Raw genomic sequence first — 22,342 nt, forward strand, 5'->3', positions numbered from 1 at the left:
TTCTCCTTTCAATCCAACTTCGAGACGACGGTCGTCTCCCCCGGAGAATGCAGATTTCGGCGCCGACGTTCCCTCACGTAATATTTCGTGACATCCTGCCAAAGGGACGAAGGCGGACCGAGCTTGATGCCGACCGGCGGGAGAGCGACATGCCTCAAGCAGCGATCATCACGCCGAGGGTGTGACGCGCCACACTGTGTTTCCGACATCGTCCGCGATCAGCAGCGCTCCGGTTTTGTCGATGGCAACGCCGACCGGCCGACCACGCGCCTCCTCCTGGTGGTTGAGGAAGCCTGTGACGACGTCTTGAGCCATGCCGCTCGGGCGGCCACCGCTGAATGGCACGAAGACGACTTTGTAGCCATTCAGCCCGGGACGGTCCCAGCTGCCGTGCTCGCCGACAAAGGCGCCGCCCCGGTATGTCTGCGGCAGGCTGGTTCCGGTGTAGAAAGCCATGCCCAATGGTGCCACATGCGAACTCAGCGCATAATCGGGAACGATAGCCTTGGCGACCAGATCCGGGCGTTGCGGCATTACCCGGGGATCGACATGCTGGCCGTAGTAACTGTACGGCCATCCGTAGAAGCCGCCTTCCTTCACCGAAGTCATATAGTCCGGCACCAGATTTGGCCCCAGTTCATCGCGCTCGTTGACGACGGTCCAGAGTGCTCCTGTCTGCGGCTCGAAGCTCAAGCCGTTGGGATTGCGCAATCCGCTGGCAAAAATGCGCGATCGCCCGGTGGCCCTGTCCACCTCCCAGATCGCGGCGCGGTCCTTTTCCGCGCCGATGCCGTTTTCGGTAATGTTGCTGTTCGAACCGACGCCGACATAGAGCAACGAACCGTCCGGACTGGCGACGAGGCTTTTGGTCCAATGGTGATCGATCGGACCGCCCGGCAATTCCGTCAACCTGACGCCCGGCGCGGTGATCTTGGTCTCGCCTGGCTTGTAGGGATAGCGCATGATCGCGTCGGTGTTGGCAACGTAGAGGTCGTTTCCCACCAGAGCGACGCCGAAGGGCGAATTCAGGTGATCAAGGAACACATCCCGGACGTCAGGCACGCCGTCGCCATTGCTGTCACGCAGCAAGGTGATGCGGTTGCTCGGTCCCGTATCGCCGCCCGAGGTGACAAGCGATTCGATCAGGCCCATCACGATATCCTTCGGCCGTTTGGCTGGCGGTTCCGGCGGGGCCTTCGATTCGACGACCAGCACATCGCCGTTCGGCAGGATGTAGAGCGAGCGCGGATGCTGAAGCCCGGTCGCCAGCGCATGGATCTGCAGGCCCTGCGCTACCGTCGGCGTTTCATCCTTCTTCCAGCCGACCACGGATGCAAGATGCATCGGCGGGAACAGATATTGCTTTATCTCCGGCAAATTCGGGTTGGGGCCTATCTGAGTGCTTGGGTCGGCGGCATCGTTGCTGCAGCCCGCGGCGCCGAGCGTCGCAAAGCAAAGGAACGCAAGCCCTGTACCATAAGCGCGTCGCTTGCCGGATCGATCAAACGGTTTCATCGGCCACTCCCACGTGGTGGCGGTAGACAAGGGCCCAGCCCAGCCAGCCGGTGAATATCAGGATGAGTACCACCAGCGCCGACAGGATAAGGCCTGTCGGCATCACCGAGGTCCAGGCATCACGGGTATGTATGAGCATGTTGAAGAAGGACAGTATGACCGCCACCGCATTGCCCAGCATGTGCAGCCACGCGGTTTTATGTGCGCGCACCCGGCGATCGCCCAGGAAGTCGGTGAGGCCGGCAATGGCGGCCAGCACGCCCACGATCACGCCGACCGTCAGCAGCCAGGCGGAGAAATTCGCCCACATCATCTCCGCCGTCCGCCAGTAGTTCAGGTCCGTCAGCAATGCGCCGACGAAGCAGGCGATGGGAATGGGCACGAGCATCGGATGGATGGGATGGCCGGCGATGCTGGCCGTGGAAGCCGGATTCTCCCTTGCCATGAGGAAGTCCTTCCATATCAACTCTTGGTTGGCCCATAAACAATCCCCAAGGCCGGAGGTTCCTGCCTGATGGTCCCGGCGGGTCGCCGCGGACCGAGTTCAGCGGTCAGATCGGCACGGTCGCCAGCACCTGGCGGGCGATGATCAATTCTTCGTTAGTGGCGATTGCGTAAACATCGACCGCGCTGCCCTCGCCGGTGATCCGCCCTTTTCCCGACCGGTTTGCATTCGCGTCGAGCAACACGTCCAGCCATCGCAGGCGCTCGCAAACCGCTTCACGGATCTGCCAGGAATGCTCTCCGATCCCTCCCGTGAACACCAGCGCCTCGATACCCTGGAGCGTGGCTCCCATCGCCGCGATCTCGCGGGCGATCCGAAACGTGAAGAGATCGATCGCCTCCGCCGCACGAGGATCCTTGCTGCCAAGCAAGGTCCGCACATCTGCCGACACTCCCGAAACGCCGAGCAGGCCGGACTTGTGATAGAGCAAGGTCTCCAACTCTTTCACGGACATGCCGCGCGCCTGCTGAAGGTAGAGAAGCACGCCGGGGTCGATGGCGCCCGGCCGCGTGGCCATCATCAACCCGTCAAGCGCGGTGAACCCCATGGTGGTGTCGAGACTTCTGCCTTCGCGCATGGCGCACAGGCTGCATCCGCTGCCGAGATGCGCGACCACGCAACGCTTGCCCCGGAGTCCGGGCGAAAGCGCCTGCAGCTGGCCTGCGACGAATTCGTAGGAAAGGCCGTGGAAGCCGTAACGGCGGATCCCGCTTTCCTCGAACTCGCGCGGCAGCGCATAGCGGTTGACGGGCGGCTCCAGCGTGCGGTGAAAGGCGGTGTCGAAGCAACCGATCTGGGGTAGGCCGGGCAGCAGTTTGGAGATCGCACGAACCGGCGCCAGGCCGGCCGGCTGGTGGAGCGGTGCCATCGGCGTCAGCGTGTCGAGCGCCGCGACGATCTCGCCGGTCAGCAGGACCGGAGTCGAAAACCGCTTGCCACCATGGACGATGCGATGGCCGACCGCGCTCAGCGGAGCCTGCGCAAGATACGGATCGAGGACATCGAACAAGTCCCGCAGGAGAACCTCTACGGGCGGGCTTGCGGGCTTGACGGCGCGTTTGAAGATGGATTTGCCCGACGCGTCCTTGGCGACGAGGCTTGGCTCGTCATCCAGGTCTTCGCACGCACCGCTCACCGTGAGCACCGGCCCCTCCTGTGATCCGGCTTCGAACAGGCCGAACTTCAGGCTGGACGAGCCTGCATTGAGGGCGAGTATTGCGCTGGTCACGAGCGGCACTCCCCGGCGGGCACAGCCTTAACCATCCGCCGCGCCCGCTTTGTCGCGCCAGGCCCAGTTCCGGATCTCGGGCATGTCCTCGCCATGTTCGCGAACATAGCGCGTGTGCTCGTTCAGGCCGTCGGCAAATCGGGCCCTCGCATCGGCTGCCCTGGCGCTCAGCCCCGGCACCCGGTCGATCGCCTCGATGGCTAGGTGAAAACGGTCCAGTTCGTTGAGCACCGCCATGTCGAAGGGCGTGGTCGTCGTGCCCTCTTCTTTGTAGCCGCGAACGTGGAAGTTGTCGTGATTGGCCCGTTTGTAGGTCAGCCGGTGAATGAGATAGGGATAGCCGTGGTAGGCGAAGACCACCGGTCTGCCGGTCGTGAACAGCCTGTCGAATTCCGCGTCCGCCAGGCCGTGGGGGTGCTGCTCCTTGGGTTGCAGCGCCATCAGGTCCATTACGTTGACGACGCGTATGGCGAGATCCGGTATCGCCTGGCGAAGAAGGTCGACAGCCGCGAGCGTCTCCAGCGTCGGCACGTCTCCCGCGCAGGCCATCACCACGTCGGGATCCTCTTCTCCACGCTCGGTTCCCGCCCAATCCCAGATCCCGATGCCGGCCTCGCAATGACGTATGGCGTCGTCCATCGGCAGCCACTGGGAAGCCGGCTGCTTGCCGGCAACGATCACGTTGACCCGATTGTAGGTTCGCAGGCAGTGATCCGTGACCCAGAGCAGCGTATTGGCATCCGGCGGGAAGTAGATGCGCACGATGTCCGCCTTCTTGTTGGCGACGAGATCGACGAAGCCGGGATCCTGATGGCTGAAGCCATTGTGGTCCTGCCTCCACACATGGGAGGTCAACAGATAGTTGAGCGACGCGATCGGCCGCCGCCAGGCAAGTTCGCGCGAGACCTTCAGCCATTTGGCGTGCTGGTTGAACATGGAATCGACTATGTGGATGAACGCCTCGTAGCATGAGAAGAGGCCGTGCCGGCCGGTCAGCAGGTATCCTTCCAGCCAGCCTTGGCAAAGATGTTCGCTCAGCACCTCCATGACGCGGCCGTCGCGCCCCAGATGCTCGTCATAAGGCTCGATCTTTTCCATCCAGACGCGCTCGGTCGCGTCGAACACGGCGTCCAGCCTGTTTGACGATGTCTCGTCCGGTCCCATGAGCCTGAAATTGCGGGCATCGGCATTCAGCCGTATGACCTCCTCGATGAACGCTCCCATGAGCTTCGTCGCCTCGGCCCTTGCGCCGCCGGGTTTCGGGACCGCGACCCGGAAGTGGCGGAAATCCGGCAATCGCAACTCCTGCTTGAGCATCCCTCCATTGGCATGTGGATTGCTGCCCATGCGCCGCTCGCCGTCCGGCGCCAGGGCCTGTAGCTCGTTTCGAAACCTGCCCGCTTCATCGAAAAGCGTCTCGGGCCGATAGCCGCGCATCCAATTTTCCAGAGCTGCGAGATGGCCTGCATCGTTTCGCGGGTCGGTGATCGGCACCTGGTGCGCGCGCCAGAAACCCTCGACCTTCTTGCCATCCAGCTCCTTCGGGCCGGTCCAGCCCTTCGGGCTTCTCAGCACGATCATCGGCCAGCGGGGCCGATGATCCACTCTGCCGGTCTCGCGCGCTTCCTTCTGGATTTCATCGATCCGATCGAAGACAGTATCGAGCGTTTCGGCCATCAGCCGGTGCATCGCCCGCGGTTCGTCGCCTTCGACGAAAAAAGGTTCATAGCCATATCCAGCCAGCAAGCTTCGCAACTCCTGCGCGTCGATCCGGGCGAGCACCGTCGGATTCGCGATCTTGTAGCCGTTGAGATGAAGGATCGGCAGGACAGCGCCGTCATGGACCGGATTGAGGAATTTGTTCGAATGCCAGGAGGCTGCCAGCGCCCCCGTTTCCGCCTCGCCGTCGCCGATCACGCAGGCCACGACGAGGTCCGGATTGTCAAACGCGGCGCCATAGGCGTGAGCCAGCGCATAGCCGAGTTCGCCGCCCTCATGGATCGACCCCGGCGTTTCCGCGGCGGCATGGCTCGGGATGCCGCCCGGAAAGGAGAATTGGCGAAAGAGCTTGCGCAGCCCATCCTCGTCGCGACTGACCTCGGGATAGATTTCGCTGTAGGTCCCTTCGAGATAGGTATTGGCGACCATCCCCGGTCCACCATGGCCTGGGCCGCAAATGTAGATCACGTCGGCATCACGCTGCCTGATGATGCGGTTGAGATGGACGTAGATGAAATTCAGCCCAGGCGTGGTCCCCCAGTGGCCAAGCAGGCGAGGTTTGATGTGCTCCGGCCGCAACGGCTCCTTCAGCAGCGGGTTGTCGATCAGATAGATCTGTCCGACCGACAGAAAATTCGCCGCCCGCCAATAACGGTCGATAAGATCGAGCTCTCCTTGTTCAGGCCGGCTACGCATTGCCCGCACGAGTTTCTCCTTGGCAAAGCTGGTTGAAATACGATGCGTGCCGCCCGCATTGAATAATCCGACAGCGAAGTCGAGGTTCCCATGAAATGCGAGCCGCCTTACGCGGCCGGCCGGGCAAATCTTGTCTCAGCCGCGGATTTCACCATCTAAAGGCGATGCCATCGCCCGGATCCAGCAATCCCACGGACCCTCGCCAGGACGACCTCTTTGGTGCGCCCGACAGCTTGCCGGAAGGATTTCGTTACCGGCCCGAACTGATCACGCCGGCGCAGGAAGCTGAACTGGTGCGGGAGCTCGAGAGCCTGCCCTTCCAGCCATTCGATTTCCACGGCTATCTCGCCAATAGGCGCGTGGCAGGCTTCGGCCTGCGCTACGACTATGAGCGGCGCCAGGTGATGGAGGCGCCGTCCATACCAGGTTTCTTGCTGCCCTTGAGGGACAAGGTAGCCGGCTTTGCCGGCCTGCCTGCCACCGATTTCGTGCAGGTCCTGATCAACGAATATCGACCGGGCGCCGGCATCGGATGGCATCGCGACAAGCCGCACTTCGGCATTGTCGCCGGAGTGTCGCTGTTGGCTGCGTGCAGTTTCCGCCTGCGCCGCAGGAACGGTGCGAAATGGGACCGCGAAACCGTCACGGTCGAGCCGAGATCCGCATATCTGATGGCGGGCGCCTCGCGGACCGAGTGGGAGCACAGCATACCGCCGGTGAAAGAGCATCGCTATTCGATCACGTTGCGGACGCTCCGGCCGTTGTGATTGTCGGACAGCGACTGCGACAGCCGGTGCAGCGTCTCGCGTAAACTGCCGAAGCGAAGAAATTTCGGCCGGGCATGAAACTTTCCCTGCCACCGATGGTTTTGCCGACGGGTTTTGCGGGTGAGCGATTCGATTGAGGAGGCGGCGATGAGCGCTACCGGACTCGGGCTGGACGAGATCATGGCCGACCACGGACAGGATCGCCAGTTCGCTTGGCACCTGCTCGGCGTCGTCTTGCGCACCGTCAGGGACCGGCTTCCGGTCGACATGGCTTCGCATCTTGGAGCGCAGTTGCCGCTGCTCGTGCGCGGCACCTACTATGAGCAGTTCGAGCCGTCACGCATGCCGCAAAAGAGCCGTTCCCTGGAAGAGTTTCTCGGCCCCGTTGAGCAGGGCATGGACGATACGCGTCCCGTCGACCCGAAAGCTGCGGTTCAATCGGTCTTCAAAGTCCTCTTTCATCATATCGACCCCGGCCAGATCAGAAAGATCCGCGCCTCGCTGCCTGCGGACGTACGGCAGCTCTGTCCCGATCCCGATACGAAACACTGAACCTCCTCTCGGTTCGAGAGGCCGGCGTGCTCAATAAAGGAAATCCGCCATGCCCAATGCCGCCGAAATCCTCGTCGACACGCTGATCAACTGGAAAGTGGAGGTCGTCTTCGGCCTGCCGGGCGACGGCATAAACGGCATCATGGAGGCGTTGCGCACCCGTCAGGACCGCATCCGGTTCGTCCAGGTCAGGCACGAGGAATCTGCCGCCTTCATGGCGTGCGCCTATGCCAAATGGACCGGCAGGTTGGGCGTCTGCCTGGCCACCTCGGGACCGGGGGGCACACACCTCCTTACCGGCCTCTATGACGCCAAGCTCGACCAGGCTCCCGTGCTTGCCATCACCGGCATGCAGTTCCACGACCTTATCGAGACTTTTACGCAGCAGGACGTCGACCTGACCCGCGCCTTCAACGACGTCGCGATCTTCAACGCGCAGGTCTCCGATGCCGCCCACATGGAAAACCTGGCGGGTCTCGCCTGCCGCTCGGCTCTTGCCCGGCGCGGGGTCGCCCATCTGTCGATTGCCAGCGATGTACAGGAAAACGAGTTGCCCGAGGCGGACCGCTCGAAGCGAAACCGGCCCTCCCACACCCCCGATCGATGGTTCGAAGGCAGCCGGCTTCCGGCTGCCGACCAGCTCGACCAGGCGGTTGAGATTCTCAATGCGGCGAAAAAAGTCGCTATCCTGGCCGGGCGCGGCGCACTCGGCGCACGCGAAGAACTCGAACGCGCGTCGGACCTGCTGGCGGCGCCCGTCGCCAAGGCGCTGCTCGGCAAAGCCGTGCTCCCTGATGACCATCCGAATACGACTGGCGGCATCGGCATTCTCGGCACCCGCGCCTCGCAGGATGCGCTGAGCGAATGCGACGCCCTGCTGATTGTCGGATCGACGTTCCCCTACATCGAATACTATCCCGAACCCGGCAAGGCGCGCGGCGTCCAGATCGACCGTGACGCGCAGAGGATCGGCCTGCGCTATCCCGTCGAGGCAGGGCTCGTAGGCGATGCCGCCGACACCTTGCGTCTTCTCAACGAACGCCTCGAGCGCAAGAGCGACCGCTCCTTCCTGGAAAAGGCGCGGCAGGAAATGACCCGCTGGCGCGATGCAATGGCATTATCCGAAGCCAAGCCGGATGTGCCGCTGAAGCCGCAACTCGTGGTCAAGGCATTCGGCAGGCGTATGCCTGAGAACGCGATCCTGGCAGCCGATTCAGGACAGAATACCGAGATGGCTGCCAGGCACATCGACATGAAGGCCGGACAGGCATTCGGGGTTTCTGGAGCGCTCGCCTCTATGGCCTGCGGCCTTCCCTATGCGATTGCCGCCGGCATTGCCTTTCCGGGGCGGCCTATCTTCGCAGTGGTTGGCGATGGTGGGCTTGCCATGCAACTCGGCGAATTCTCGACCGCGGTCCGGCACGGCATTCCGCTCAAGGTCCTCGTGCTCAAGAACGGCATGCTGAACCAGATCGCCTGGGAGCAGATGATGTTCCTTGGCAATCCGCAATTCGGCTGCGAGCTGCAGCCCATCGATTTCGCCATGGCAGCCGAGGCCATGGGCGGCATCGGCTACAGCGTCTCGCGGCCGGAAGAGGTCGAGGGCGTGCTTGAGGCGGCCTTCGCCACGCAGGGACCGGTGATCATCGAGGCCGTCGTGGACGCCTATGAGCCAATGATGCCGCCCAGGATGCCACCGGATTATGCGAGGAATTTCCGCAAGGCGCTGCCGGACACGCCTGGACACGACCAGATCGAGGACAATGTCGGCGAGGAGCCGCTGAAGTCCATGATGAACGAAGTTTCCGAGGAAGCGTAGGCACAGCCGATCTCGCCCCACGTCCGCGACGGATGGCGACGTGCGCGGCGACACTGCATAGGGATACTTCTACCGAGTCCGTGGCATCGGTATCGGCGCCCCGACCATCGCGGAAGTCTCGGGCCATGTACCGCTTCGGGGCAGATCCTGCTGTTGCAAGAGTGAAAGGGTCGTGCGGCAGAACTACCGCAAGCCACTGTTCTTGCATGGCAACTTAGCATCAAAAAATTTTTGGGACCCCTCTTGAAGAGATTTCTGGCCGTTCCCAGATCGTTTCGCGTCGAGGCTTCGGCTCGATGAAAAAGGCGTCGCGACACCTGCGGCGTCCCATGTTGCTTTTCGGAGGATATGGATATGAGAAGCGTGGATTTTGCACCCCTTTACCGCACGACGGTCGGCTTCGAGCGTCTTTTCGACATGCTCGACAGCAGCATTCGCTCGGACTGGCCTCCCTACAACATTGAAAAGAAGAATGAGAACAATTACCGCATCACCATGGCGGCAGCAGGCTACGACCTGGACGAGCTCGAACTCGTGCAGAACGGCGCCGAACTGTGCGTTACCGGACGCAAGAAGCCCGATCCAGAGCAGCGGCAAGTTCTCCACCAAGGCCTTGCGATAGGTAATTTCAGACAGGCCTTCAGGCTGGCCGACCACGTAAGGGTGAAGGCTGCGACGCTGAACTGCGGTTTGCTCGCCATCGAGCTCGTGCGTGAGGTGCCCGAGGAACTCAAGCCGCGTCGCATCGAGATTGGCGTCCGCGACCCTGAAAATACAACGAAGTCGATAAGCCAGGATGTGTCGCGCAAGGCGGCCTAGAATGTCGCAACAACCTGCGGTCCGCCTCCCGGCAACGCCGGGAAGCCAAGATTGCGGAGAACGGAGATGACAAGCGAAGCTGATATCTTTCTTCAAGCCGGCACAAGAAAACCGACCCGCATCGACGTCTCGCCGGTGCCGAAAAACCCCGGCGACGTTCTTAACTGCTCAACCATGAGCCTTGAGGCGAAGCGTGCCTTGCTTGCCTCATGGGCCTCGGACGCGCATGCGGTTGACGACGCTCCGTCGCTGCGCAGGCTGGATGACGGCTCGGTCATGAATGTGGATGAGATCCTTCGCGCGCTGAAGGCACTGGATGAGCGCGAGCAAGGGCATCCGCCGCACAGGGCGGCGTCTCGGTCCCAGCGGCGTTCTTTCGGCCGCTTCCGTCGAGGGAGTTGGTCCCGCTGGATCGCGGGCATCCGAGGTGAAGACGATGATGACGATCCACCTCCGAGCCCGGTCTGCGCGGCGATCCCGCCGAGGGCAGGCGGTGGCGGGGCATTTTCCCTGCCGGAACCTGAAGCAGCCTAGAGCAATCCCGAGAAAAGCGCATACCGCTTTTTCCCTGGAAATTACGTGGAAACAGACGGTTAGAGCAGTTCGGCGTCTCGTGAAACGATGAACTGCCCCAATGAAGGGGTTGGGTCCAACCCCTCAAAAGCATCCAGCCAATGGAGGAAATTCATGAATGACAAAATGTTCGAGCAGCCTGTTCTGGTGAAGAACGGGGATTTCATGATCGAGGAAGTAGCGTGCCTCGAAGATGCATTCGAGTTTCTGCAGAATTGGCCCCGGAACCGCAGAGGCCCGATTTTCGAAACCGCCCTGCGCGCGTGTCAACGCGCCTATGACGGCCATGTCCCAGCCTCGCTGGCACGCGATGCTTTTGCCGGCTTTGCGCGCTCGGCCAGGATCCTTGAAGACGTCTCGACCTCCATACCCTGGATGGCGGGGATCAAGACGGGCAGAGGCGGCATTTCCGCCTGAGGAGAACGTTCGCCGAACCTTCGGTTTCAAGTATGTCAGGTTCCGAGCAAAGTCATGGAGAGCGCCTAATTCCGTAGGTCGTGCCGCCGGCAGGGCGCGGTGACCGGTGCTAACGCCGGTCACCATGCTTGGCGGTGCCGGTCAGCGGAACATCGAGCCGCCATCAACGTCGAGCGCCGCGCCATAGACGAAGCTCGCGGCGTCCGAGCAAAGGAATAGGATCGCGGCGGCCATGTCGTCGGGCCGGCCCATGCGGCGCATCGGCAAATTGGCCGCGATGCGGTCCTTGAGAGCCTGGTCGATATGGGAATGCATCGGCGAATCGGTCGGCCCCGGATTGAGGGCGTTGATGCGCACCTTCTTTCCCGCCAATTCGCGCGCAACCGACTTCACCAGCGACAGCGTGCCGGCCTTGGACGCCGCATAGGCGGTGTCGGCGATGAGCCCGCCGCCGCCATGCACACCGGCGTCGGAGGCCACGCACACGATATTCCCCCCGCCGGCATTGCCTTGCATGCGCTGCACCGCCCCCTGGACGGTGAAGAAGGTGCCCAGCAGATTGACGCCGAGGACGCGCTGCCAGTGCGCCCAATCCTGCTCCGCGATTCTCTTGGCAGTGATGATCGCCGCGCAGGTCACGACGTTGTCGAGCCGCGCCAGCTTGGCGTCGCAATAGTCGAACATGCGCGCGATGCTGTCGGGGTCGCCCATGTCGGCCACCACCTTGTGCGGTGGTGTCCCGGCCGTTCCGCTCAATTCGTCATGGCGCTTCGCCAACCCCTCGGTATCGCGGTCGCACATCACGACCTCGGCGCCCTTGGAGAGAAAGGCACGGGCGGTCTCGAAACCCATGCCGCTCGCGGCACCGGTCACCAGCACGGTCTTGCCGGCAAAACTGTCCTGGGCAAACGTCGGATAGGGATCGATCATGATGTCTCCGTGAACAGTAAGGGTTGGCCGGCGGCAAGGTTTGGCACGGCGTGTTCAGGCCTTCAGGTGCAGCGTCACGAGCACGCTGCACTCCGCGCCGCTGTCGAAACGCGCCGCGACGCGCAGCCAGTTGCCAAAATGGCTAAGCCGCGCCATTGCCATGCCGTCGCGCTCGGCCGGCATGACAAACTCGGTGCCTTCGCGCAGCCAGTGCATTCCATCCGGCGAGATCTCGATCCACGCCGTTGCCGCAGGGCCGACAGGTTGCTTCAACGCGCGCACGAAGAAGATCGCCTCGCGCGCCCATCCTGCCTCGTAAGGCTCGCTGGCGGCCTCGCCGCGCCAGCGCTCGTTGCGCGAGACGACCGCGGTGATGTTCTCGGGCAGCATCAGAAGTCTCCGGAAATGCAGATGGAATCGACATAGAGGAAGGCCCGTTTGGCAACGTCGGTTTCAGCGAAGAGGCCGAAATTGAGCATGCACCACAGGTTCTTCATCGCCGGAATGCGGATCGAATCGAATCCCGAGAGATCGAAGCTGCGATCGTTGCAGCGCAGCCCGAGCGCCGTCATCGATTCCAGATCGAAATCGAAGCACAGATAAGTCCAGTTCACCTTGGTGGGGATCTCGTTGTAGCACAGGCGCTGCGATCCGCCGGGAAGGTCGAGCCATCCCTCCGGCGACAGGTGATAGTGGCTGATCGTCTTGTCGTCGCTGCCGATCGGGATGATCTTCTCGGTCTCGCGCTTGTATTGCCATTTTTGCAAGTGCTGGCCGTCGAGCGCGTTCAAAAAGCGCAGATGCGGCATGACCCGATCGCTGTTGCCATCCTGGTCTCCGCCCTGCAGGTCGAACAGGAAGCCGACGGAGCGCACATCGGTTTCGGACAGCTTCAGCGCATTAGCTTCGGGCTTGAAGGTGAAATACATTTCGAAGCGGATCGGTCCGCGCTTCCTGAATGTGTGGCGTTTGATGGCGACGTTGCGGGCTCCCGGCAGGGGACGTGTCGCAACCTTCAACGCATAGGATGAATCCATCCCCCCGTGTGAGCCGGCGTCCCAGTGCGCGAGCGTCGACAGCATGGCGCTGGTATGTTGCGCGTAGCCCGGCAGCATGGTGTCCAGATCGTCCTCATAGTTGCCGACAAGCTGCGACCAGCCGCAATGGCCGCGAGCGAAATCGTCGAACGACAATATCCGCGGCAGCGGGTCGAAGCGGCTGAGCGCGGGGTCCGCGCGCAACAACGCCAGCCGCATCGCCTCGGCGAGGTCAGCGCCCTGGTTTGGAACCTGGTTCTTCATCTCGGTCTCATCCGGCTTTCAGTTTCTTGACGGCGTCCCAGTCGATCTCTATGCCGAGCCCCGGTTTCTGCGGGACGTCCAGCGTGCCGTTCTTCTGCCTGACGCAACCGGGCGCGAGATCGGCCAGGCTGGCCTTGAACGGGCTGGCGTCGCACTCGCACTCCATGACGCCGAAGTTCGGCATCGCGGCTGCCAGATGCACGCTTGCGGTCTCGCAGACGATGCCCGACATGCCGATATGCGGCGCGTAGCCGACATCATGCGCCGCGGCGTAGTCGGCCATGCGACGCGTCTCGGAGATGCCGCCCGCGCGCGCCACGTCGGGCTGCAGCACGGACAGCGTCCGGTTGGCGATCAGGCGCTGCGCCTGGTCCAACGTGAAATTGCTCTCGCCCGCGGCCAGCGGCACGTCGCAGCGCCGGCGCAGTTCCTCATAACCCTGCTCGTTTTCCGGTTGCAGCGGCTCCTCGAACCAGAAATAGCCGTTTGCCGAAAGCGCACGACCTACCTCGACCGCCTCGTCCAGATTGTAGGCCCAGTTCGCATCGACGCAGAGCCCGATCGCATCGCCGGCGCGCTTGCGGATGCGCTCGATCCGTTTGCAGGCTTCGCGCACGGGCCGCGCCATCTTAACCTTGATGCGCGTAAAGCCCTCGCCGAGATAACGATCGAGTTCAGCGTCGGCGGCATCGTCGTCGACCCAGTTGACCGCGGCGGCATAGACGTCGATGCGGTCGCGTCCGACACCGCCGAGAAGCTTCGCGATCGGCTGCCCGGTCGCCTTGCCCAATATATCCCATAGCGCGATGTCCACGCCGGCGATGGCCTCGATCAGCACGCCGCCCGCCCTGCCCGAAAGCACGCGGCGCATGGACTGCCATAGGGCGCCGATGTTGCGCGCGTCCTGGCCGAGCAGGCGCGGCTTGAGCGAGCTTTCGATCAGCTCGACATAAGCCTTGGGCGAGAACCGCGCCAGGGTTTCGCCTACGCCGACAATGCCCTCGCTCGTGCGCACTTCGACCAGGACCAGCGAGACCTTTTCATAGACGCCCCAGGACGTGACCGTGGGCCGGGGCAATGTCTGGCTGAGGGGATGGGCAATCACCTCGGCAATCTTCAGCGGCCCCGCCGCGATTGGATCGCTCATGTGCATCGGCTCCAGATTTCTCCCTTGGTCCTCTCGCACCGCCTTCATAGCTTTCACTTGTAAACTTAGCAACCAAAAAACTTAGTTGCTATGTTCGGGAAAACCGTGCTAGTGAGCTCGGAAAGGATTCCGAATGCCCCTGGACGAAGCACGCAAGCCGATTTTCTCCGCGAAACTCGCGAGCCCTTCCCGCCTCGCGGACGGCGTCTCGGATGCGATCGCCGCGGCGTTGTTCGACGGACGCATCGCGCCTGGCGAAGCGCTGCCGCCGGAAGGCGAGATCGCCCGGGAATTCGGCGTCTCCAAGCCCATCGCACGCGAGGCGCTGCGCCAGTTGACCAGCGCCGGCCTCGTTTCGACGCAGCAAGGAAAAGTTGCCCGCGCCAAGGCACTCAGCGGCGAGCCGATGGAGCGCATCTACGCCTATGCGGTCCGTTCGAGCCTGACGCGGCTTCAGGAAGCCAACGAGATGCGCCGCGTCATCGAGGTTGGCATAGCCAGGCTGGCCGCCGAGCGCCGCGATCCGCGCGGCCTGGAAATGATGCGCCAGGCCGTGCTCGACATGCACGCCGGCATCGGGAGGCCTGGCGATTTCACGCAAGCCGACATTCTGTTCCACCTCGGCCTCGCGACGGCCACGGGCAACTCCATGATCCGTATTCAGATGGAAGGGATGCGGTCTGTCCAACGCGAGGTTTCGGAACTGTTCTCCCAGCGCTCCAACCGCACGGAAACGGATTGGAGGGCCACCGTCGAACGGCACCAGGCGATCTACGACGCGATCATGGCGGGCGACACCGATCTCGCGGACCGGCGCATTCACGAGCATTTCGACGCGGCCGACATCGCCTCGTTCGAGGTGGCCGGCAAGCTCGGGGAGCCGTCGCCGTGAGCAAGGACCGTTTTTCCCTTGCCGGACGGCGGGCGCTGGTGACCGGCGCCAGCTCCGGCATCGGGCGCGCGGTTGCGATCGCCCTGGCGCAGCATGGCGCCAGCGTCGCGCTGCATCACTTCGGTGACGCCGCCGGCGCGCGCGAAACGGCTGCCGCTATCGGCCCGGGCACCGCGGTTCTCGAGGCCGATTTCACCGATAGCAAGTCAATGTCGGCCTTTACCGATGAAGCCGCCGGCGCCGGGCCCATCGACATCCTCGTCTCGAACGGCGCGATCGAGCGGCGCCGTGCATGGAGCGAGATCGACGAAGCGCATATCCAGGCCCATGTGGCGGCAAACTTCACGGCCCTGCTTACCCTGGCCACGCGGCTCGTTCCCGCCATGGCCAAGCGCGGATGGGGACGCGTGGTCGCGACCGGCAGCGTGATGGCGAGGCGTCCGCGCGCGGAAACGATCGTCTATGCTTCGCTGAAGGCGGCGCAACTTACGGCGGTGCGCGCCATGGCACGCGAGGTTGCGCCGCATGGCGTCACCATGAATGTGGTATCGCCCGGCGCGATCGAGACGGAGGCAACCGCCGAGCGCTACCGGGACGCAGCCTTCCGCCAAGCGGTCGCGGCGAAGATTCCCGCCGGCCGCCACGGCCAGGCCGACGACCTCGTCGGCGCCTTCGTTTTTCTGTGCAGCGACGCCGCCCGCTACGTCACCGGGGCTGACCTGCCCGTCGACGGCGGCTGGACGATCGACGACGCGCCCAGCGCGCTGCCGGGGACAACAGCATGACAAGTCGCCGCCGCCTGCCGGCCCGTTCGTTGCGCGCCCGCAGTTGTTGATTGGACCATCGGCGTTTCGGGAGGAAACCATGAAGACCGCAATCAAACTTGCACTATCGACCTTGGCGCTGTGCGCCCTGTCGGCGCACTCGCTGGCCCAGGAACTCCGAGTGACCGTGTGGACGGGCAGCGAGGCCCACCTCAAGATGCTGAACGGCATCGCCCAGGGCTTCATCGCCAAGCATCCGGGCGTCACGGTGAAATTCGAGACCGTTCCGGTCGCCGACTACACGCAGAAGCTCACTTTCCAGGTCGCCGGGGGCAACGCCCCCGACATCGCCTGGATGATGGAGGATGCCGCACCCGCTTTCGAGAACGCCGGGCTGCTGATGGACATCGGCCCGACGCTCAAGGCGACCGAGGGATACAATTTCGACGATTTCTCCCAGCCCGCCATGGCGCTCTGGCAGAAGGACGGCAAGGTCTACGGCGTGCCCTTCTCCACCTCGCCTTTCCTGATCTACTACAACAAGGACATGTTCGACAAAGCAGGTGTCGAAGATCCCAACCAGCTCGCCGCGAAGGGCGAGTGGAACATGCAGAAATTCCAGGAGGTCGCCAAGAAGATCACCGAGGCTAATCCCGGCAAATGGGGCTTCGAATTCAAGGATGGCGAAGGTTACGCATCGCGTATGACGCACGCCTTGCTGCCGCCCGTGCGCGCTTACGGCGGCGATCTGTGGGCCGACGGCCAGTGCGGCCTCGACAAGCCTGAAGCGGTGGCTGCCATCAAGCAGCTCCATGATATGGTGTTCAAGGACAGGTCGATCGTGCCGCCGGGAGAGCAGGGCGACTACTTCTCCGGCAATTCGGCGATGACCGTGAACCAGATCTCGCGAGCCTCGAAGATGCCCGAGGCAGGCTTCAAATGGGGCATCGCCCCCTTGCCTTCGGGACCCGCCGGCGAAGCTCCGGTCATCGGCCAGGCCGCGCTGACAGTCTTTGCGTCCGGCAAGAACAAGGAGCTTGCCGCGCAACTCGTGGCCGACATGACCAGCAAGGACAATGTGGCTGTCATGGCCCAGTTCTTTCCGCCGGCCCGCAAGAGCGTCCTGGAGAGCGACGCCTTCGTCAACTCCAACAAGCTGATCCCGCCCGAGCAGATGAAAAGCGTCGCCGCAGCGATCGTCAACGGCCGCGTTCACCCTTCGCATGAGCATGTGCCGCAGATATTCGCCGCGATGGCGCCGCGCGTCGACGCGCTGTGGCGGGCCGACGCCAATGTCGAAGAGGCGCTGAAGGGCGTCTGCGCCGCCATTCAGCCATTGCTCTGACAGGATTTCGGTTCATGGCCGGCATGGCATCCCGGGACAATGCGGCGCGCCCTGCCAGCGCGCCGTGGCTGAGCTTGAAGGCCAGGGAGATGCTGGAGGCATGGCTGTTCGTCAGCCCGACCTTGATCGGCTTCCTGGTCTTCTTCCTTGGGCCGCTGGTCGCCATCTTCTATTATTCGACGACCGAGTGGAACCTGCTCAGCCAGCAGGCGACCTTCGTCGGGCTTCGCAATTTCCAGAATGCGCTGCTGGAGAACCCCGACTTCTGGCATGTCGTGCGCAATTCCGTGATCTTCGCGCTGGGGCTCGTTCCCCTGAACATGGCGCTGGCGCTCTCCCTCGCGCTGGCGCTTTCGCGGCCGTTCTTCGGTGTCGTCTTCTTTCGCACGGTCTTCTTCGCGCCGGTGGTCACATCGGCAATCGCCTGGGCCATCGTCTGGAAATTCATGCTGCAGGGCGAAGGCGGCGCCGTGAACCAGATGCTCGCCTGGATCGGCATCGATGGCCCGAATTGGTTGCGCGAGCCCAACTGGGCGATGGCGGCCGTCATCGTCACCCGAGTCATCAAGATGGTCGGCCTCAACATGATCCTCTACATCGCCGCGCTCCAATCGATACCGCGCGACTACGAGGAGGCAGCGGCGCTGGAAGGCGCCTCGCGCTGGCAGGTCTTTCGCATGATCACCTGGCCGCTGCTCGCGCCGACGACGCTGGTCATCATGGTTCTGACGACGATCGGCTCGTTCAAGGTGTTCGACCACATCTACCAGATGACCGGGGGCGGCCCGGAAAACGGCACCCTGGTGCTGGCCTTCTACATCTATCAGCAAGGCTTCAAATTCTTCAACGTCGGCTACGCGGCCGCGCTGGCCCTGATCATGTTCGTCATCGTGATGGCGCTCACCCTCGTGCAGGTGATGTTGCGGCGGAAGGAGATGGAGTGACCCAGCGCCGGACCGAGATTCTCTATCGCATCTGCTGGACCATGGCGCTGCTGCTTTTGGCCGTGCCCTTCGTGTTCCCGTTCCTGTGGATGATTTCCGGCGGCTTCAAGAGCACCACCGAAATCTTCGGCGCGCCGACCTTGATTCCCCGCGTCTGGCGCTTCGAGAACTTCGCGGAAGTGTTCACCTATCAGCCCTTCGCGCGGCAGTATTTCAACTCGCTCTACATCGCCGCGACGGTGACGGTGCTGACCTTGTTCATCGCCTCGCTCGCGGGCTACGCGCTGGCGCGCATCCGCTTTGCCGGCGCCGGGCTGTTGATGCTGTTCCTGATGATGGCACTGATGGTGCCGGAAGAGGTCACCATCATCCCTAATTTCTTCCTGATCCGCGCCATGGGCCTGATCGACACGCACTGGCCGCTCATCCTTCTGCCGGTCTTCGGCCCGCAGGGCGTCGTGGCGACCTTCCTGATGCGTCAGTTCTTCCTCGCGCTGCCCAGGGAACTCGAAGAGGCCGGCAAGATGGACGGCCTCTCGCGCTTCGGCGTCTGGTTGAAGATCGCCCTGCCCATGGCGCGGCCGGCGCTTGCGGCGGTTGCGATCATCACCTTCCTGCATTCGTGGAACCTGTTCCTCGAACCGCTGATCTTCCTCAGTTCGCTTGAAAAATTCACGCTGCCGCTGGCGCTGTCCAACTTCAACGACAGTTACGGCCTGCCCTTGTGGAACCTGCAATTGGCGGCGACGAGCCTGGCCGTGGTTCCCATCCTCATCATCTATCTGATCGCCCAGCGCCAGATCATCGAGAGCTTCGCCCTCTCCGGCGTCAAGGGATAAGGGGAGTCATGACAAAGCTTCTGCTCAAGGACATCCGCAAGCGGTTCGGAACGGTCGAGGTGATCCGTGGCGTCGATCTCGAGATCGAGGATGGCGAGTTCGTGGTCTTCGTCGGCCCGTCGGGATGCGGGAAGTCGACGCTGTTGCGGCTGATCTCCGGCCTCGAGCATCTCAGCGAGGGCGAACTCCACATTGGCGGCCGTCTGGTCAATGAGGTTCCGGCGGCCAGGCGCGGCGTGGCCATGGTGTTCCAGTCCTACGCGCTCTACCCTCACCTGACCGTCCGCGACAATATGGGCTTCGGCCTCAAGGTCCGCAAAGTGCCGGCCGGCGAGCGCGCCCGGCGCGTCTCGGAGGCCGCCGCGACGCTGAAGCTCGAGCCGTTGCTCGACCGTTTCCCGCGTCAGCTGTCGGGCGGGCAGCGCCAGCGCGTGGCCATCGGCCGCGCCATCGTCGCCAATCCCGACGTCTTCCTTTTCGACGAACCGCTTTCGAACCTCGACGCCGAACTGCGTGTGCACATGCGCTCCGAGATCGCCGCGCTCCACCAGCGCCTGTCGACGACGATGATCTACGTGACCCACGATCAGATCGAGGCCATGACGCTTGCCGACAAGATCGTGGTGTTGCGCGACGGAAAGATCGAACAGGTCGGCTCACCGCGCGAGCTCTACGACAGCCCCCGAACCATTTTCGTCGCCCAGTTCATCGGCAGCCCGAAGATGAACATCCTGCCGCTCGCCGATGGACGGCCAATCACCCACGGGGCGTCCGTGCCTGCGGCGGCCGTCTCGATCGGCGTTCGGCCCGAGCACCTGTCGCTGGCCCAGCCTTCGTCCGCCACGCTGCGCGGCAAGGTAAAGCTTGCCGAATACACTGGCGCCGTCACGCTCATCCACGTGGAATTGGACGCGGGCCAGACTTGTCTTGTCATCCACAATCAAGGAACGGCGCCCGAGATCGGCGCCGAGATCGGCCTGGACGCAGCCCCGACGAACCTGCACTTCTTCGACGGCGAGGGCCGCGCGGTCTGACGCGATCAGGAATGGCCAGCGCGTAGCCGGCGTGCGGACGCGATAACCCGCGGAAGCATGAGAACGGGCGAATGACCCGCCGCATTGCCTTCTGTACCCGCTCGCTGGATAGTTCCGGCCATGCTGCAGAGCCTGACGACTCACTGGCCTCAAATCCTGGCGATCATCTCGGTGATGATCGCCAGCGTTGGCATTGCCCATGCCGTCATGACCAAGGAGGACGTCCGGGCCGCCACCGGCTGGGTCGGCGTGATGGTGCTGTCGCCGATCCTGGGCGTGCTGATCTATGCCGTGGCCGGCATCAACCGCATCCGGCGCGCCTCGATCAGCGCACAGCGCTCGCTTGCCGGCGATCTGGCGTCCGCCAGGCACGACCGCGACATTGCCGCCGAGGAGGCCCTGATCGTCGAACGATACGGGCCGCGCTTCATCGGCCTCAGGACGCTGGGCGACAGGGTGGCGCGGCGCGCGCTTCATCCGGGAAATGCCATCACGGTCCTGGAAACAGGCGACGAAGCCTACACCGCGATGTGTGCGGCCATCGACGGCGCCGAACGCAGCGTCCTGCTCGAAACCTATATTTTCGACAATGACCCCGTCGGCCTGCTCTTCGTGGAATCCCTTGCCCGGGCGGTCCGCCGCGGCGTCAGCGTGCGCGTGTTGATCGACGCCGTAGGCGCCCGCTATTCCGTGCCCAGCATATTGGGCCACCTGCGCGGCGCCGACATCACCGCCGGGCTCTTCAACGGCAACATCGTCATGGGCCTGCACCTGCCCTATGCCAATCTGAGGACCCACCGGAAGATCCTGGTGGTCGACGGCACGGTTGCCTTTACCGGCGGCATGAACATTCGCAAGGGCTTTTCCGCCGAGTTTGCCGGCTCCAACAGTTCCAGGGACACGCATTTTCGCGTGACCGGTCCAGTGGTAGCCGACCTCTTTTCGGTTGCCGCCGAAGATTGGCGTTTCGCCAGCAACGAGGCGCTGAAGGGCGATGCCTGGCGAATTGCCCCGCTGTCGCCGGCGCCCGCCACGCCCATGCTGGTGCGGGCGGTCGCGTCCGGCCCGGACGCCAGCGTCGAGACCAATCACAAGCTGCTGATCGGCGCCTTCTCCGTCGCGCGCAAATCGATCCGCCTCATGTCGCCCTATTTCCTGCCGGACCGCGAACTGATCAGCGCCCTGACGACCGCGGCAAGACGCGGTGTCGAAATCGATATCGTGGTGCCGGCGGTGAACAATCTTTTCCTTGTCGACCGTGCGATGACGGCGCAATTCGACCAGGTTCTGAAGCACTATTGCCGCGTCTGGCGCACGGAAGGACCTTTCGACCATTCGAAGCTGCTTTCGATCGATGGCGCATGGGCCTATATCGGGTCTTCCAACCTTGACGCCAGGTCGCTACGGCTCAATTTCGAGATCGACCTGGAGGTACTCGACGCCGGCTTCGCCAGCGAGGTCGAAAAGCGGATCGCGGCGGCGATCGAGACGGCCGTCCCTGTCACGCTGGAAGCATTGCGGGCGCGGCCATTCGTCATCCGTCTGTTCGATCGCATCCTGTGGCTGGGCTCGCCCTATCTTTAACAAAAGGACGTGTTTGCCAGATAGCTTGAAATCGATGATGGAACAGATGCCGAAAGGTTCTATTTTTTGAGGTGCATGGTGCAAGCAGCAGGAATGGCGGGCAAACGATGCGGGTGAACGGGCGCAGCCTGCCGGCAAGCATGCTTTTGTCCATTCGCGACAAACGGATGCGGAAGGCCAATGCCACGTCGACCAACAAGGCGGACGCCACCGGAACGCTGGTCGCCTCCTACAATGTCCACAAATGCATCGGCGTCGACCGCAAGTTCGATCCCGAGCGCACCAGTCGCGTCATCCGCGAGATCGACCCGGATGTCATCGCCCTGCAGGAAGCGGACAATCGTTTCGGCGACCGGACCGGACTTCTCGACCTGTCCCGGCTCGAACTGGAAACCGGCCTGGTGCCGGTGCCGATTTCGGCAACCGGCAAGGGCCATGGCTGGCACGGCAACGTCTTGCTTTTCAAAAAGGGCGTCGTGCGCGACGTGCATCAGATCAGGCTTCCCGGGCTGGAACCGCGTGGCGCTCTGGTGGCAGAAATCGACCTCGACGGAAGCCAGTCCCTGCGCGTCATCGCGGCGCATTTGGGCCTGCTGCGCCGTTCGCGGTCGCAGCAGGCACAGGTCGTACTGGATATCATGAACAGCCCCGACGAGAAGCCGACGCTGCTGCTCGGCGACCTCAACGAATGGCGCCTCGGAAACCGCTCCGCGCTGAACACGCTGCATCTGACGTTTGGACCGTTGCCTCCGGCGGTTCCCACCTTCCCCTCGAACCTGCCCCTGCTGGCGCTCGACCGCATCGTGGCCAACCGGCACGGAATGATCGCGGCCGTCGAAGCGCATGACACGCCGCTGTCGCGGGTCGCCTCCGACCATCTGCCGCTGACCGCCTTTGTCCGCCTGTAGCCACGCGCCGATAACGCCTTGATGTCGACCGCGTTGGAAAGCGT

Annotated in this window: 22 protein-coding genes; 14 read left to right on the top strand and 8 right to left on the bottom strand. The window is 63.2% G+C overall.

Annotated features, from left to right (window positions below):
- Positions 1–168 precede the first annotated feature (168 nt).
- From FJ443_RS21400 to FJ443_RS21415, 4 genes are all read right to left on the bottom strand, one after another.
- Entirely contained in the window at positions 169–1,515 is a 1,347-nt protein-coding gene (locus FJ443_RS21400) for a sorbosone dehydrogenase family protein (protein ID WP_140665759.1), read from the bottom strand.
- The gene (locus FJ443_RS21405) at positions 1,502–1,960 is read right to left on the bottom strand and encodes a DUF2231 domain-containing protein (RefSeq protein ID WP_140556674.1); all 459 of its coding nucleotides are present in this window, start codon (positions 1,958–1,960) and stop codon (positions 1,502–1,504) included. The genes FJ443_RS21400 and FJ443_RS21405 overlap by 14 nt, the downstream gene beginning before the upstream one ends.
- A gap of 106 nt (positions 1,961–2,066) precedes the next feature.
- On the bottom strand, positions 2,067–3,248 hold the full coding sequence (locus tag FJ443_RS21410; RefSeq protein ID WP_140665762.1) for an acetate/propionate family kinase: 1,182 nt from the start codon (positions 3,246–3,248) through the stop codon (positions 2,067–2,069).
- Positions 3,249–3,275: 27 nt separating this feature from the next.
- Positions 3,276–5,663, bottom strand: a complete 2,388-nt coding sequence (locus tag FJ443_RS21415) for a phosphoketolase family protein (protein WP_140666009.1) — start codon at positions 5,661–5,663, stop codon at positions 3,276–3,278.
- 164 nt (positions 5,664–5,827) lie between these two features.
- Between FJ443_RS21415 and FJ443_RS21420 the strand changes: the two genes are divergently transcribed.
- The 6 genes from FJ443_RS21420 to FJ443_RS21445 all read left to right on the top strand — a co-directional run bounded on the left by FJ443_RS21420 (position 5,828) and on the right by FJ443_RS21445 (position 10,610).
- Positions 5,828–6,430 (top strand): alpha-ketoglutarate-dependent dioxygenase AlkB, encoded by a 603-nt coding sequence (locus FJ443_RS21420; protein ID WP_140665765.1) that lies wholly within the window; start codon positions 5,828–5,830, stop codon positions 6,428–6,430.
- 147 nt (positions 6,431–6,577) lie between these two features.
- Positions 6,578–6,982, top strand: coding sequence for a DUF2267 domain-containing protein (locus tag FJ443_RS21425; RefSeq protein ID WP_140665768.1), 405 nt, complete (start codon positions 6,578–6,580; stop codon positions 6,980–6,982).
- Between the two features lie 49 nt (positions 6,983–7,031).
- Positions 7,032–8,801 (top strand): thiamine pyrophosphate-dependent enzyme, encoded by a 1,770-nt coding sequence (locus FJ443_RS21430; RefSeq protein ID WP_140496160.1) that lies wholly within the window; start codon positions 7,032–7,034, stop codon positions 8,799–8,801.
- A 354-nt stretch (positions 8,802–9,155) separates the two neighbouring features.
- On the top strand, positions 9,156–9,620 hold the full coding sequence (locus tag FJ443_RS21435; protein ID WP_140665771.1) for an Hsp20 family protein: 465 nt from the start codon (positions 9,156–9,158) through the stop codon (positions 9,618–9,620).
- A 66-nt stretch (positions 9,621–9,686) separates the two neighbouring features.
- Complete coding sequence (locus FJ443_RS21440; RefSeq protein WP_140665774.1) at positions 9,687–10,154, top strand: hypothetical protein; 468 nt, start codon at positions 9,687–9,689, stop codon at positions 10,152–10,154.
- Between the two features lie 153 nt (positions 10,155–10,307).
- Positions 10,308–10,610: a DUF982 domain-containing protein gene (locus FJ443_RS21445; RefSeq protein ID WP_140496450.1), complete on the top strand. Its 303-nt coding sequence runs from the start codon at positions 10,308–10,310 to the stop codon at positions 10,608–10,610.
- A 141-nt stretch (positions 10,611–10,751) separates the two neighbouring features.
- On the opposite strand, the gene FJ443_RS21450 is transcribed toward FJ443_RS21445, so the two are convergent.
- Genes FJ443_RS21450 through FJ443_RS21465 form a run of 4 tightly spaced genes read right to left on the bottom strand, consistent with a single transcriptional unit; the run spans position 10,752 to position 13,988 of the window.
- Positions 10,752–11,540 carry an SDR family oxidoreductase gene (locus FJ443_RS21450; RefSeq protein ID WP_140556663.1) on the bottom strand — a complete coding sequence of 263 codons (789 nt, stop codon included), beginning with the start codon at positions 11,538–11,540 and terminating at the stop codon, positions 10,752–10,754.
- A 54-nt stretch (positions 11,541–11,594) separates the two neighbouring features.
- Positions 11,595–11,930: a hypothetical protein gene (locus FJ443_RS21455; RefSeq protein WP_140496164.1), complete on the bottom strand. Its 336-nt coding sequence runs from the start codon at positions 11,928–11,930 to the stop codon at positions 11,595–11,597.
- A complete protein-coding gene (locus FJ443_RS21460) occupies positions 11,930–12,796 on the bottom strand; it encodes a DUF6772 family protein (RefSeq protein WP_140632677.1) in 867 nt (288 codons plus the stop codon). The genes FJ443_RS21455 and FJ443_RS21460 overlap by 1 nt, the downstream gene beginning before the upstream one ends.
- Before the next feature lie 52 nt (positions 12,797–12,848).
- Positions 12,849–13,988, bottom strand: coding sequence for a mandelate racemase/muconate lactonizing enzyme family protein (locus FJ443_RS21465; RefSeq protein ID WP_140665777.1), 1,140 nt, complete (start codon positions 13,986–13,988; stop codon positions 12,849–12,851).
- A gap of 133 nt (positions 13,989–14,121) precedes the next feature.
- Here FJ443_RS21465 and FJ443_RS21470 point away from each other — a divergent pair, with 133 nt between their 5' ends.
- The 8 genes from FJ443_RS21470 to FJ443_RS21505 all read left to right on the top strand — a co-directional run bounded on the left by FJ443_RS21470 (position 14,122) and on the right by FJ443_RS21505 (position 22,298).
- Entirely contained in the window at positions 14,122–14,880 is a 759-nt protein-coding gene (locus FJ443_RS21470; RefSeq protein ID WP_140496166.1) for a FadR/GntR family transcriptional regulator, read from the top strand.
- Positions 14,877–15,665 (top strand): SDR family oxidoreductase, encoded by a 789-nt coding sequence (locus tag FJ443_RS21475; protein WP_140665780.1) that lies wholly within the window; start codon positions 14,877–14,879, stop codon positions 15,663–15,665. The genes FJ443_RS21470 and FJ443_RS21475 overlap by 4 nt, the downstream gene beginning before the upstream one ends.
- A gap of 79 nt (positions 15,666–15,744) precedes the next feature.
- Positions 15,745–16,989 carry a sugar ABC transporter substrate-binding protein gene (locus FJ443_RS21480; protein WP_140496168.1) on the top strand — a complete coding sequence of 415 codons (1,245 nt, stop codon included), beginning with the start codon at positions 15,745–15,747 and terminating at the stop codon, positions 16,987–16,989.
- Positions 16,990–17,012: 23 nt separating this feature from the next.
- On the top strand, positions 17,013–17,933 hold the full coding sequence (locus FJ443_RS21485) for a sugar ABC transporter permease (protein WP_140496454.1): 921 nt from the start codon (positions 17,013–17,015) through the stop codon (positions 17,931–17,933).
- A complete protein-coding gene (locus tag FJ443_RS21490) occupies positions 17,930–18,772 on the top strand; it encodes a carbohydrate ABC transporter permease (protein WP_140496169.1) in 843 nt (280 codons plus the stop codon). The genes FJ443_RS21485 and FJ443_RS21490 overlap by 4 nt, the downstream gene beginning before the upstream one ends.
- Before the next feature lie 8 nt (positions 18,773–18,780).
- Positions 18,781–19,806, top strand: a complete 1,026-nt coding sequence (locus FJ443_RS21495; RefSeq protein WP_140496170.1) for an ABC transporter ATP-binding protein — start codon at positions 18,781–18,783, stop codon at positions 19,804–19,806.
- Between the two features lie 120 nt (positions 19,807–19,926).
- On the top strand, positions 19,927–21,390 hold the full coding sequence (locus tag FJ443_RS21500) for a phosphatidylserine/phosphatidylglycerophosphate/cardiolipin synthase family protein (RefSeq protein ID WP_140496171.1): 1,464 nt from the start codon (positions 19,927–19,929) through the stop codon (positions 21,388–21,390).
- A 107-nt stretch (positions 21,391–21,497) separates the two neighbouring features.
- On the top strand, positions 21,498–22,298 hold the full coding sequence (locus FJ443_RS21505) for an endonuclease/exonuclease/phosphatase family protein (RefSeq protein WP_140496172.1): 801 nt from the start codon (positions 21,498–21,500) through the stop codon (positions 22,296–22,298).
- Positions 22,299–22,342 lie beyond the last annotated feature (44 nt).

It is taken from the genome of Mesorhizobium sp. B2-6-1 (genome assembly GCF_006440475.1).
Classification (GTDB): domain Bacteria; phylum Pseudomonadota; class Alphaproteobacteria; order Rhizobiales; family Rhizobiaceae; genus Mesorhizobium.